General features: G+C 73.1%; 9 protein-coding genes. 4 read left to right on the forward strand and 5 right to left on the reverse strand.

Annotated elements, in window-relative coordinates; all coding sequences use genetic code 11:
• Positions 1-147 precede the first annotated feature (147 nt).
• On the reverse strand, positions 148-1,251 hold the full coding sequence (locus ACZ4XD_RS02300; protein WP_468037356.1) for a citrate synthase 2: 1,104 nt from the start codon (positions 1,249-1,251) through the stop codon (positions 148-150).
• Between the two features lie 471 nt (positions 1,252-1,722).
• On the opposite strand from ACZ4XD_RS02300, the gene pdxH reads away from it, so the two are divergent.
• Positions 1,723-2,346, forward strand: a complete 624-nt coding sequence (gene pdxH / locus ACZ4XD_RS02305; protein ID WP_468037766.1) for a pyridoxamine 5'-phosphate oxidase — start codon at positions 1,723-1,725, stop codon at positions 2,344-2,346.
• A 420-nt stretch (positions 2,347-2,766) separates the two neighbouring features.
• On the forward strand, positions 2,767-4,287 hold the full coding sequence (locus tag ACZ4XD_RS02310) for a PAS domain-containing protein (protein ID WP_468037358.1): 1,521 nt from the start codon (positions 2,767-2,769) through the stop codon (positions 4,285-4,287).
• Positions 4,288-4,300: 13 nt separating this feature from the next.
• Here ACZ4XD_RS02310 and ACZ4XD_RS02315 read toward each other — a convergent pair whose 3' ends face one another.
• Entirely contained in the window at positions 4,301-5,068 is a 768-nt protein-coding gene (locus ACZ4XD_RS02315; RefSeq protein ID WP_468037360.1) for an SIS domain-containing protein, read from the reverse strand.
• A 185-nt stretch (positions 5,069-5,253) separates the two neighbouring features.
• Here ACZ4XD_RS02315 and ACZ4XD_RS02320 point away from each other — a divergent pair, with 185 nt between their 5' ends.
• Entirely contained in the window at positions 5,254-5,946 is a 693-nt protein-coding gene (locus tag ACZ4XD_RS02320; protein ID WP_042147339.1) for a metal-dependent transcriptional regulator, read from the forward strand.
• A 496-nt stretch (positions 5,947-6,442) separates the two neighbouring features.
• Positions 6,443-7,318 carry an alpha/beta fold hydrolase gene (locus ACZ4XD_RS02325; RefSeq protein WP_042147343.1) on the forward strand — a complete coding sequence of 292 codons (876 nt, stop codon included), beginning with the start codon at positions 6,443-6,445 and terminating at the stop codon, positions 7,316-7,318.
• Positions 7,319-7,381: 63 nt separating this feature from the next.
• Here the strand turns inward: ACZ4XD_RS02325 and ACZ4XD_RS02330 are convergent, their stop codons facing one another.
• From ACZ4XD_RS02330 to ACZ4XD_RS02340, 3 genes are all read right to left on the reverse strand, one after another.
• The gene (locus ACZ4XD_RS02330) at positions 7,382-7,987 is read right to left on the reverse strand and encodes a hypothetical protein (protein ID WP_468037768.1); all 606 of its coding nucleotides are present in this window, start codon (positions 7,985-7,987) and stop codon (positions 7,382-7,384) included.
• A 457-nt stretch (positions 7,988-8,444) separates the two neighbouring features.
• Complete coding sequence (locus tag ACZ4XD_RS02335; protein ID WP_468037363.1) at positions 8,445-9,758, reverse strand: hypothetical protein; 1,314 nt, start codon at positions 9,756-9,758, stop codon at positions 8,445-8,447.
• A complete protein-coding gene (locus ACZ4XD_RS02340; RefSeq protein WP_468037365.1) occupies positions 9,748-11,871 on the reverse strand; it encodes a hypothetical protein in 2,124 nt (707 codons plus the stop codon). The genes ACZ4XD_RS02335 and ACZ4XD_RS02340 overlap by 11 nt, the downstream gene beginning before the upstream one ends.
• Positions 11,872-11,920: the final 49 nt, after the last annotated feature.

Here is an 11,920-nt window from a genome sequence, read left to right on the forward strand (position 1 = left end):
GGTGTGCCGGACGTAAAGCGAAGCAGTCCGGCACACCCCACCCGCGCAGGCCCGTCACCGCACCCCGACAGCCCCGCGCAGCGGCACCGCCCGCCGCCAGGCGCAACGGCGATCAACCACCACGGTGGGAAGCCGAAGAGGAACTGCTCACCGGGGGCAGATGTCCCCGAAACCCGAGATCTCCCGCGGGCTACGGGCCCCGGGCCCGACATACCGGGCCGACGGCCGAACCAGTCGGCCCGTCCGCTTCTGTTCCAGGATGTGCGCGCTCCACCCCGCCGTGCGGGCGCAGGTGAACATCGAGGTGAACATGTGGGCCGGGACCTCGGCGAAGTCGAGGACGATGGCGGCCCAGAATTCGACGTTGGTGGCCAGCACCCGGTCCGGGCGGCGGCTGCGGAGCTCATGGAGGGCGGCCTTCTCCAGCGCCTCGGCGACCTCGAAGCGGGGGGCGCCCAGTTCCTGGGCGGTCCGCCGCAGCACCCGGGCGCGGGGGTCCTCGGCGCGGTAGACGCGGTGGCCGAAGCCCATCAGCCGGCCGCCCTTGTCCAGCGCCTGCCGGACGTAGGCGGACGCGTCGCCGGTCCGTTCGACGTCCTCGATCATGCCGAGGACGCGGGAGGGGGCGCCGCCGTGCAGCGGGCCGGACATCGCGCCGACCGCACCGGACAGCGCGGCGGCCACATCCGCGCCGGTGGAGGCGATGGAGCGGGCGGTGAAGGTGGAGGGGTTCATGCCGTGCTCGGCGGCCGAGGTCCAGTAGGCGTCGACGGCCTTGACGTGCTGCGGGTCGGGCTCGCCGCGCCAGCGCTTCATGAAGCGCTCCACGATGGTGTCCGCCTTGTCGATCTCCTTCTGCGGCACCATCGGCAGGCCCGGCCCGCGGGCCGACTGGGCCACGTACGACAGCGCCATCACCGCGGCGCGGGCGAGGTCGTCACGGGCCGTCTGCTCGTCGATGTCCAGCAGCGGCTTCAGGCCCCATACGGGCGCGAGCATGGCGAGCGCCGACTGCACATCGACCCGGATGTCACCGGAGTGCACCGGGATCGGGAAGGGCTCCGCGGGCGGCAGTCCGGGGTTGAACGCCCCGTCGACCAGCAGCCCCCAGACGTTTCCGAAGGACACCTTGCCGACGAGATCTTCGATGTCCACACCGCGGTAGCGGAGCGAACCGCCTTCCTTGTCCGGCTCGGCGATCTCCGTCTCGAACGCGATGATTCCTTCGAGCCCGGGTACGAAGTCGGACATCAGGCAGCTCCTCAAGATGGGGACGGCAAACGGTCCGTGACCGGCTGCCGTGCGGTCGAGTCTCTGGTGTGCGGCGGCGGTGCGGCTCCGCGGCTGCGCCGGCAGCTCGCGGTCCGTACCGGTCACCCCGGTGATGCCCCGCCAGGGGGTGGGTCACGCGACGGTCTTGTCCGCGGTGGTCGGTCCGCGGGCGGCCAGGTGCGCTGCGGTGCGCCCCTTCAGGCCGGACGGACACGATAGCTCTCCGCGCCCGGGGGCCACAGGGGGCCCGGCCCTGATTGTGGCGGGTCCCTCACCTGCGGGGAGGGGTGCGACCCGCACAGCGGTCGATCTGCTGTCGGGAGGGTTACGGCCGGTCGACGAGGGGCAGACTTCCGCCCCTCCCGGCTGACCGCGTCGGACCGGGTGTTGCAAGATGAGGCCGTGCACCCCGCCGACGCGCCCCATGCCGAGACCCCCGATCCCTCCTCCATGCGTGCCCACTACCGCGCCGAGGGACTCGCCGAGTCCGACCTCGCCGCCAGCCCGTACGACCAGTTCGCGCGCTGGTTCAAGGACGCGACGGTGGCCGGACTGCACGAGCCGAACGCGATGGTCGTCTCGACGGTGGACCCGGCTGGCCGGCCGAGCTCACGGACCGTGCTCCTGAAGGCGTTCGACGACCGCGGCTTTGTGTTCTTCACGAACTACAACAGCCGCAAGGGGCGGGAACTGGCCGAAAATCCGGCCATCTCGCTGCTGTTCCCCTGGCACCCCCTCGCCCGTCAGGTCGTGGTGACCGGCACCGCGGAGCGCATCGGCCGGGACGAGACCGCCGCCTACTTCCGCACCCGCCCGCACGGCTCCCAGCTGGGCGCCTGGGCCAGCGATCAGTCCGCACGGGTCGGCTCGCGCGAGGAACTGGAGCGCGCCTACGAGGAATTGGCGGCCCGCTATCCGGAGGGCGAGCAGGTGCCGGCGCCGCCGCACTGGGGCGGCTACCGGATCGCCGCCGAGACGATCGAGTTCTGGCAGGGCCGGCTCAACCGGCTGCACGACCGGCTGCGGTACGTGCGCGAGGGCGACGGCTGGGGCGTGGAGCGCCTGGCGCCCTGAGGGCGGGGCCGGTGCCCCCTCGCCGGGCCGCGGGTCATCCGCCGTACGCAGACGCAGACGACCCGCGAGCTGTTTCCTCCGCGCTGTGTGGCGCGAAGGGCCGGTCGGACGAACCGGCAGCCCGCGGGTCGGGTGACTGCTTGGGATTGGCCGGCTGCGCATCCGAGGATGCGCTGGTCCGGCGCTGCACTGCGGTGAAGCGACGGGCCGCTAGCCCGCAGCCACCTCACGCGTCCGGTGCGAAATCATCTGCCGAACCACCTCCCTTCTCGTGTGCTCAACACACTAGGAACCCGTCCGGCCGCACACAAGGGAATTTCCCGTTGGCAACGATTTCCGCGAATCCCGTGTGTGCTGTGTCACGTTCCAGTTGAATGTTCCCAGGTGGAGCATGTGTGGCCGCGTTCGTGAGGGGTGCCAGTGACTGCTTCGTCAGCTTCTTCCGCCTCGTCGGCCTCGGCGCGCTGCGCCGCCGACGAGACCGAGGACTCGGGTCTGCTCGCCGCGCTGCTGGACGGTATGGACGCCGCCCTGGTCGCGTTCGCCGCGGACGGCACGGTCACCCACTGGAACCACGAGGCCGAGCGCATTCTGGGCTGGACCACCGCCGAGGCCGTCGGCCGTACGGGCCTGACCGGCTGGGCGGTCCGCAAGGAGGACGCCGACGGGATCGAGGCCGCACTGGCGGCCGCGATGCGCTCCCCGGGCCGTCAGGTCCATGAGTTCGCCCTGCTGACCAAGGACGGCCACCGCGTGCTCGTCCGCACCCAGTCCTCCGCGGTCCGCGCCCCCGGCGGCCGGGTCGCGGGGGTGTACTGCGCCTTCAGCGAGGTGCACACCCAGATGGATCTGGAGCGGTCCATCGCGCTCAGCGAGGCGCTGTTCGAGGACGCGTCGTGGGGCGTGGTGCTGATCGACGCCGATCTGCGGCCCGCGGTCGTCAACGCGCACGCCGCCCGCGCCCTGGGTGTGGGGCGCACCGCCCTGCTGGGCCGCCCCCTCGGTGAGCTGCTGGCGCAGGGCGTCGAGGAGCTGGAGTGCGCCCTTCAGCACGTCCTCGCCGAGGGCGCGCCGCCGGCCGTCAGCGAGCTGTGGGTGACGCTGCGCGCCGAGGAGGCCGAGGTGCCGCGCCGGTGCTGGCGCAGCGGCTTCGTCCGGCTGGCCTCCCCGCTGGCGGAGGAGCCGGTACCGCTGGGCGTGGCCTGGCTCTTCCAGGACGTCACGGCCACCAAGCGGGCCGAGCAGGAGAACTCCCTGCTGCGCTTCCGTGCCCAGCAGCTCCACCGGGCCGGCCGGGCGGCCGCGGACTGCCCGGACCCGGCCGAGGCAGCCGCGGTCCACCTCGACTTCGCCCTGGCGGGCTTCGCGGACCACGGCCTGGTCGACCTCGCCACGACGCCCACGCCCGCACCGTTCGGGGCGGTCGCCGAGGGCGATGCGCTGGACGCGTACGAGACGGCGGGCGCGGTGGGCGCGGAGTCCGCTGCGGGTGGCGCCGAGCCGGCGTCCGGGGCCGGGGACACCGCCGCCACCGGGACGGATGCCGGGCGCCGGACACCGGCGGGCACACCGCGGCTGGTGCGGACGCTGGCCTCCCCGGCCGGTTCGCCCGGCCCGTCCGCGACGCCGGCGGCGACCGGCATTCCCGTGCCGTATGTGCCGGGCCATCCGGCGCTCCAGGCGTACGAGCGGCGCGGTTCGGTGCGTACCAGCGCCGGACCTGCCTCGCCCGAGGGCTGGGCGGCGGCCCGCCGTTGGCCGGACGGCACCGTGCACGGGCTGTGTGTGGTGCTGTGCAGCCGCGGCCGCAGGCTCGGCGTCGTGACCTTTCTGCGGGCGCCCGCGCGCCGCCCGTTCGACCGCGCGGACGCGGACTACGCCGAGGAGGTCGCGGCCCGGATCGCGGCGGCCCTGGATCTCGCGGGTGCGGCCTCGCACTGAGCGCGCCGGCCGCTCACTGCCGGTAGAAGATCCGGTCCGCGTAGGCGTTCATCACCCCGGCGTTCCAGTCGTGCCCGCCGTCGACGTTCCCGGAGCGCAGCAGCGGCGGCTCGATGCCCCGTTCTGCGAGGGTGCCCGCGGCCGTGGCCACCACGGCCTGCATGATCGCGCTGGTGACGACGGTGGAGGCGGGGGCGAACGGCGCGTCGATGCCCGCCAGCGTCAGCTCCGCGTCCCCGACCGGAATCCGGCTGTCCAGCACGAGATCGCAGTGGTCCTTGAGGAAGTCCCCGGAGGCGTGCCGGGACGTGGTCGCCGCCGCGTACGCCACCGACGTCACGCCGATGACCTTGATGCCGAGGGCGCGGGCGTGCCGCGCCATTTCGACCGGCAGCGCATTGCGCCCGGAGAGCGAGATGATCACCAGCACATCGCCCGGCTCCAGCGGGCTGGTGTCCAATACGGCCCCGGCCAGCCCGTCGACCCGCTCCAGCGCGCTGCCGAGGGTCGCGGGCCGCACGTCCACGCCGACCACGCCCGGGACGGACAGCAGATTCATGATCGCCAGGCCGCCCGCGCGGTAGACCGTGTCCTGGGCGGGGAGCGAGGAGTGCCCGGCACCGAAGGAGAAGACCCGGCCGCCCGCCGCGACGGTGTCCGCGATCAGCGCTCCGGCGGCGGTGATCCGGTCGCCCTCCTCGTCGCGGACCCGCCGCAGCAGGTCGATCGCGGCGTCGAAGTACTTCCCGGCCAGCCGGTCGCTCCGGTCGCTCTCAGCCATTGCCGCGGGCCCCTCTCGTCGGATCTCGGCGCATTTGATCAGTGGCGCGGATCACGTTGCGGTCTGGACCAGTGCCCTGTCAATACGGCGGGGAAGGCCCGGTGCGTGGACGAGGCGGCACCGTTGTCAGCGGGATGCGTCAGAATTGAGTTCAGGGCCACCGCACCACACATCGAGGGGCACGCATGTCCGGACTGATCGACACCACGGAGATGTATCTCCGCACCATCCTCGAACTGGAAGAGGAGGGCGTGGTGCCCATGCGCGCCCGCATCGCGGAGCGGCTCGAACAGAGCGGCCCGACGGTGAGCCAGACGGTGGCGCGCATGGAGCGAGACGGCCTGCTTCAGGTCGCGGGCGACCGGCATCTGGAGCTGACGGAGGAGGGCCGCCGGCTGGCGACGCGGGTGATGCGCAAGCACCGCCTCGCCGAGTGCCTGCTCGTCGACGTCATCGGGCTCGAATGGGAGCAGGTGCACGCCGAGGCGTGCCGCTGGGAGCATGTGATGAGCGAGGCGGTCGAGCGCCGCGTCGTGGAACTCCTGCGGCATCCCACGGAGTCCCCGTACGGCAACCCCATCCCCGGGCTGGAGGAGCTGGGCGAGAAGACCGGGGGCGACCCGTTCCTGGACGCCGGCATGGTGAGCCTGATGGACCTGGACGCCGGGGCCGACGGGAAGACCGCCGTGGTGCGCCGCATCGGTGAGCCGATCCAGGCGGACGCCCAGCTGATGTACACGCTGCGGCGGGCCGGTGTGCAGCCGGGCGCGGTGGTGAGCGTGACGGAGTCGCCGGCCGGGGTGCTGGTGGGCAGCAGCGGCGAGGCCGCCGAGCTGGATTCCGAGATCGCCTCGCATGTCTTTGTGGCCAAGCGCTGAGATCGGTTTCGGCTGGTTTCCGTTTCGCACTTCCGCCCATATCTCGTCCACGAGCCCGCTGAGCTGCGCCGACGCGCCGCTCGGCGGGCTCGGCCCGTTCCTTCCCGCTGAACGGACTTGTGCGAATCCGTGCGATACGGCCGGTCTCGTGCCACCCTGACGCATGGCCATGCATCGGCCTGTCCTGGCCAGGGAGGGGGCTCGGATGCATCCACATATTCGGGAGACAGTCAGGGCCCCGGCGCTGCGAGCAGCCGGGGCCCTGCCTCCCCATGTCCCCCACCCCAGACCCGGAGCCCCGAGCTCCCAGGGTCTGTCCCCACGGGCCCCCTTCCCGGTAGGGCCCGCCTCCCGGCAGATGTCTCCCCGTGGCGGGCGCGGCCAATCCTTGAGCGAGGTCACTCGAACGAGGGGTGTTCCGCGTCGGAACGGCGCGTTCGAATAGGGGTTCGATAGTGTGGAGCTGCTCAAGGGACGATTGGGGGTGCCAGGGCACATGGTGCGGCGCATCGATGTAGCAGGGGCCGGCGGCGTGCGACTCGCCGCCTGGGAGTTCACCGACCCGCCCAAGATCGGCGGCGGGCTGGAGGAGGGCGAGCAGCGGCCGGGCGTGCTGCTGCTCCATGGCCTGATGGGGCGCGCCTCGCACTGGGCGGCCACCGCACGCCGCCTGAGCGCCCGTCACCGCCCGGTCGCGCTGGATCAGCGGGGCCACGGCCGCAGCGAGAAGCCCGCCGAGGGGCCGTACGACCGCGAGGCGTATGTCGATGACGCCATCGCCGCCATCGAGCAGCTCGGCCTCGCCCCGGTCGCTCTCGTCGGGCATGCCATGGGTGCCCTGACGGCCTGGCAGTTAGCGGCCCGGCGACCGGATCTGGTCAGTGCGCTGGTCATCTGCGATATGCGGGCCTCGGCGCTGGGCGCGGCCTCGCAGCGCGAATGGACCGAGTGGTTCCGGTCCTGGCCGGTGCCGTTCGCCACCCTCGCGGATGTCCGTAAGTGGTTCGGCGAGGACGATCCGACCCTGGAGCGGCCCAGACCCGCCCGTGGGGAGTTCTTCGCCGAGGTGATGGCCGAGCGCGCCGACGGCTGGCGGCCCGTCTTCTCCCGCCGGCAGATGCTCAGTGCCCGGGAGACCTGGGTGCATGACGCCCACTGGGAGGAGCTCGCCCAGGTGCCGTGCCCGGCCCTCGTGGTCCGCGGACTCGATGCCGAACTCGGCCGCGCCGAGGCCCAGGAGATGGTCCGGGTGCTGCCCCGCGGTGCCTATGCCGAGATCCCGGACGCCGGACATCTGCTCCCGTGGGAACAGCCCGACGCCTGGTGCGCCGCCATCGAACCGTTTCTCCATGCGGCCACGATGCCCTCGTAACAGCCCTCTGCCGTGCGCCACGGCCCCGAGGACCTGGCGCACGGCATCCGGCCTGCCGTCGGCTCAGCCGGCGTTGTCGAACTTCCAGACCAGCGGGGAGCCGCTCTGGTCCTCACCCGCCCAGTGGACCTCCACGGACTTCGCGCCCTTGGGGATCATGTAGGTCTGGCAGATGGTGTGGCTCTGCCCCGCCTTCCAGTTCTCGATGTCCAGGGCGTCCTCGCAGCCCGGACCGTCCTCGGCGGCACCGATGAGCAGGCCGCCGCGCTGGCCGTCCGCGTAGATCTCGGACTCGTCGGCCACATCGGGCGATTCCTTGACGACGCCGCCGCCCTTGTTCGTGTACTTCACCCAAGCGGTGGCCGCCACCAGGCCCTTGGCCCGCTTCGGGTCCGAGACCAGTTTCTTGGTCTCGGCCTCGGTGCTCACATGCACCTTCTGCGCGGCGACCTCGTAAGTGATGGTCCCGCTCTCTTCCTTGAACTTCCCCGTACCGCCCTGGCCGGGCTTCAGTTCACCGCCGCCCGCCGGGGCCGACGATCCCTTTTCCGTCTTGGGCGCGGCGTCGGTGGTGGTGGTGCTCTTCTTGTGGCCGCCACAGGCGGTCAGTGCCAGCGCCAGTACGGCGACGGGCGCGGCAGCGCGCAGCAAAGCGGTCTTCTTGTGCAGCACAGCATTCTCCAGACAGACGTTTCCCCCGTCGCACCACTCGGTTCCATGGGGGCGTGAACGGCCCCATGGGTGTGCGAACGGCTGTGTCAGCGGAGCATAGGAGGGGGCTTTCGGATTTGTCGAAACTTTGCCGGGCGTGGGGCGCGGGACCGTCACCGGTGATTCGCGTGAAATTCCCGAAAAGGCTGGGGTGTTCTGTTGATTGTTTGTCCAATTGGCGGTGAATTCAACGCGAATGCTGTGTGGTAGCAATTGCGCTGAGAAATCTTGGAAGTAGGGGTGTGCGGGATGGGGGTGCCGGTGACCGGCAACCGGCTTCCGGCGGCGGGCTGTCGGCTTCCGTCCCGGCTGCGGGCTGCGGGCTGCGGGCTGCGGGCTGCGGGCTTCCGGCCCCCGGTTGCGTGCCGTGGGCCGGCCGACGGCGTGGGTGAGCGAGTCCGGAACCGTGCCGCGGTCAGTCCTGGGTGCGGGTGAAGTCGCCGCGCTGGACCCGCCCGGTGAGGGAGTCGTCGGCGCCGGACAGCAGTGAGCCGTAGCCGGTGGCCGCCCAGAGGCTGTCCTCGGCGGAGATCTCGAAGTACGGGGCCGGGCGGCCGTCTTGCCGGTCGGTCAGCACCTCCGGGGCACGGCGGGCGCGTATCGCGCGCAGACAGGTCTCGCAGGCGGCCACCCGCAGTTGCTCGCGCCGGCCCAGCGGCCGCCAGGGTATGCGGCGGACGGCCGGGCCGTGCAGGGGATGGAAGAAGCACAGCGGGAGCGCCTCCGCGGCCCCGGAGAGGGCCGCCCGGCCCTCGGCGACCAGCGCGAACACCCCTGCCAGGTCCGGGACTCCACCCGCCCGGTCCAGGACCGTGCCCGCCGCGGCATACGCGTCGAGTGCCCGCTCGACGGCTGCCGGGGCGCCTTGCGCGGTGCGCGCCTCCTCGCCCAGCCGGACGACCTCCTCGGCGGCCCGGTCCCGCAGCCCCGCCTCGTCCGCCTGCCGGGCGGCGGCGAAGACCGAGCGCGGCAGCGCGAACGGCGTCGAGAGGTCCCGCAGCCGCGACCGGCGCCGCAGCAACAGCCCCGCCGCGGCCAGCAACAGCACCGGCCCGACGACGAGGGACAGGAGCCGCACGAGAGAGGAGCCGTGCCCGGGAGCGCGCTTCGCACCCGCGCCGTCCGCCGTGGTCCGCGTCGGCGACGGTGCACCGAGATCGGCGGTGGCCCGCTCGTACACCGCATCGCCGTTGCCGGCCTCGATGATGTCGATCGCGCGGGCGACCCGCTTCGCCGGGCCCGCGCCCTTCATGTCCTTCTGGAAGAAGACCGCGGCGGCGGCGTGGAACGCCTGATGCGCGTCCGAGGGCCATTCGTGGGCGGAGATGTCATCGGGCTGGTCGCCGAGGGTGATGAGGATGGCCGGGCCGCCGCCCATCCGGTCATGGACCACCTCGGCGAGCTGCTCCGGCTTGCCGCCCCAGCTGTCGCCCTCGACCAGCGGTACCAGCGCGACCCGGATCGGCAGATGGGTCCGCCGGATCCGGGCGGCCAGCTCCCGCTGCTGTTCCGCGTCGACGGCCGAGGCGAGGGACGGATCGACATGGACGGGGGAGCGGCGCAGCGCGTCGGCGATCTTCTGCCCCGGGCTCTCGGCCGCCGCGGCGGGCGGCGCGGTGCAGCACAGCAGCGCGACGGACGCGGCGCCGACGGCGAGGGCCCTGCGCAGCCGGTGGGTGCCGGCGGTGGCCCGCTGCGGGCCGGCGGGCTGGAGGAGGTCAGTGCACACCGAAGTACTCCCGTACATCGCGGGTGAGTTGATCGATTCCGACGCCGTCGCCGAGCGCGGCCAGCGGTCCGGGCAGGGTGGCGTACGGGACGTATCCGCCGCGTCCGCCGCTCCCGGAGGAGCGCAGTCGCAACACCGGGCCGGTCGTCACCCGGCACGCCTCGCACACCGGCAGCGACCGCGCCGGACCGCCGTCGGCGGGCCGGGCCGTCGCACGTCTGCGGGCCGCGCCGTGCAGCGGGTTGCGGTGGCAGACATGCCGCGCGGCGGCCGGTTCTCCGAGCGCGGTCCGTCCGGCGCGGGCCAGCACCACGGCACAGGCGAGGCCGACGGGGCCGGCGTCGACGTCGATCCGGCCGTCGCTGTCACCGTCGATCAGGAGTGCCGCGGCGTCCAGGCACTCCCAGGCCCGGCGCCGGGCCTCCTCGGGTGGCGCGGCCGAAGCCTCCAACGCGGCGGTGAGGGCGTCGAGATCCTGCCGGGCGGTGCGCCGCAGCCAGGACAGGCTGGGCCGGTCCGGCGCCGCGAGTGCCGCCGCGGCTCCGCCCGCTCCCGGGGCCGCCGGCCTGCTGCGCCGGACCAGCCGGCGGGCGACGGCACGGGCCGCCACCACCAGCCCGAAGACCAGACCCGCGGCGAACGTGCCGATCACCATGCCGGGTTCGAAGTCCCCGGTGAACAGACCGGGCAGCGCCTTCTCCTCGACCGGGTCGGCGGCGGGCGGCGGGTCATAGGGCGCGCCGCCCGTCTTGGCCCGCGGGGCCTTGCCGACATACGTGAGCAGCTCGTCCAGATGACGCCCCAGCTGCTCCTCGGCGGGCCCGGTGTAGGTGAGGTCGCGCGGGCGGTCGACGAGGTAGCTGTCATCGACGCGGGTGCTGTAGTTGACGAGTTCGATATCGCCGGTCGCCGGGTCGGCGAACACCATCAGGGCGTCGCGCCGCAGCCGCTCGTGCAGGTGCTTGGCCAGCAGCTCCGTGCTGCCCCCGGACTCGTCCTCCGGCGGGGTGGGCAGGGCGGCGATCACCACCGGAACGTCCAGCTCCCGCAGCCGCTTACGGAGCCGGTCACGCTCGGCGCCGCCCAGCGTGGACCGGCTCTCCGGGTCGAGGTAGAGCGGGTCGTGGCGCAGCCCGGCGGACACCCGGTCGATCCGGGCCCGCATATCGGCGGCCGTGGGACGGGAGCCGTCGCCACTGGTCGTGTCGTCGAAGACCTGGGAGGCGGTGAAGGCGATCAGCCCGCCCAGTACGGCGGCACCCGCCATCAGGGGCAGCAGTCGCGCGCGGGGGAACGGACCGGGACCCCCACCCGGCCGCTGCCGGGCGCTCCCCGCCCTGTTGTTGGCCTGCTTTCCCCCGCCGGACTTCTCGCCCCCGCCCTGGGCACCACCGCGCGCCGTCGGCACCCGCACCGTTCCGCCCGCCGCCGCGGCCCGCCGCACCCGGCGCCGCTGGAGGGCATGGACCGTCACCAGCAGCACGGTCAACGGGATGCCGAGAACGGCGATGCCCGTCACAAAGCTCTGGTTCTCGCGCTCGGTGCTGTCGGTGTGCAGACCGGGGCCGTCGTCCAGCCCCGCGTCCTCGTGTGCGGCGCGGGCCTCCTCGGCGCGCTGATGCGCCTGCCCGGAGGTGACCACCTCGACGAAGTGCCGGAACACCTCGCGGGGAGTGGCGTCGTACGGCATCGCGTACACCGATTCCGAGACGGCGTCCGCCGTGCCGGGCAGGTCCACGCCGTAGGTCTGCGCCGCGTCCAGGCCCGAGTCGCTCAGGGCGACATACAGGCCCCGGCGCCCCAGCCGGTCATGGACACCGGCGAGCAGGCCGTCCGCCTCGGTGCCGTAGGAGGCGTCCGGCAGGACCATGACGTACGCCGGAACGCCCAGCCGCCGGGCCTCGCGGGCGAAGGCGGGCGCGGTCGAGCGGGGGACCTCGCGCGGGATCTGGTCGCTGACATAGACCGGGCTCTTGCGGAGCTGCGCGGCGAGGTAGGCGTACTGCGTCGGGTCGCCGGGCGCGTCCGGGCCGGCCGGCGCCGCCTGCACCGCCCCGGCGCAGAACAGCACCGCCAACCAGCCCGTCACCAGCACCCATCCGGCGCGCCGCACCGCCCCCACCACCCTTCGTCCAGGTCGTGGTGACGCTACCGCCACCGCG

This window comes from Streptomyces sp. NPDC029466 (genome assembly GCF_055574515.1).

Bases quoted from the DNA above. Each gene is read 5' to 3' on its own strand.
- ACZ4XD_RS02300 (WP_468037356.1), bottom strand. From the start codon at position 1,251: ATGTCCGACTTCGTACCCGGGCTCGAAGGAATCATCGCGTTCGAGACG.
- pdxH (WP_468037766.1), top strand. From the start codon at position 1,723: ATGCGTGCCCACTACCGCGCCGAGGGACTCGCCGAGTCCGACCTCGCC.
- ACZ4XD_RS02315 (WP_468037360.1), bottom strand. From the start codon at position 5,068: ATGGCTGAGAGCGACCGGAGCGACCGGCTGGCCGGGAAGTACTTCGAC.
- ACZ4XD_RS02320 (WP_042147339.1), top strand. From the start codon at position 5,254: ATGTCCGGACTGATCGACACCACGGAGATGTATCTCCGCACCATCCTC.
- ACZ4XD_RS02325 (WP_042147343.1), top strand. From the start codon at position 6,443: ATGGTGCGGCGCATCGATGTAGCAGGGGCCGGCGGCGTGCGACTCGCC.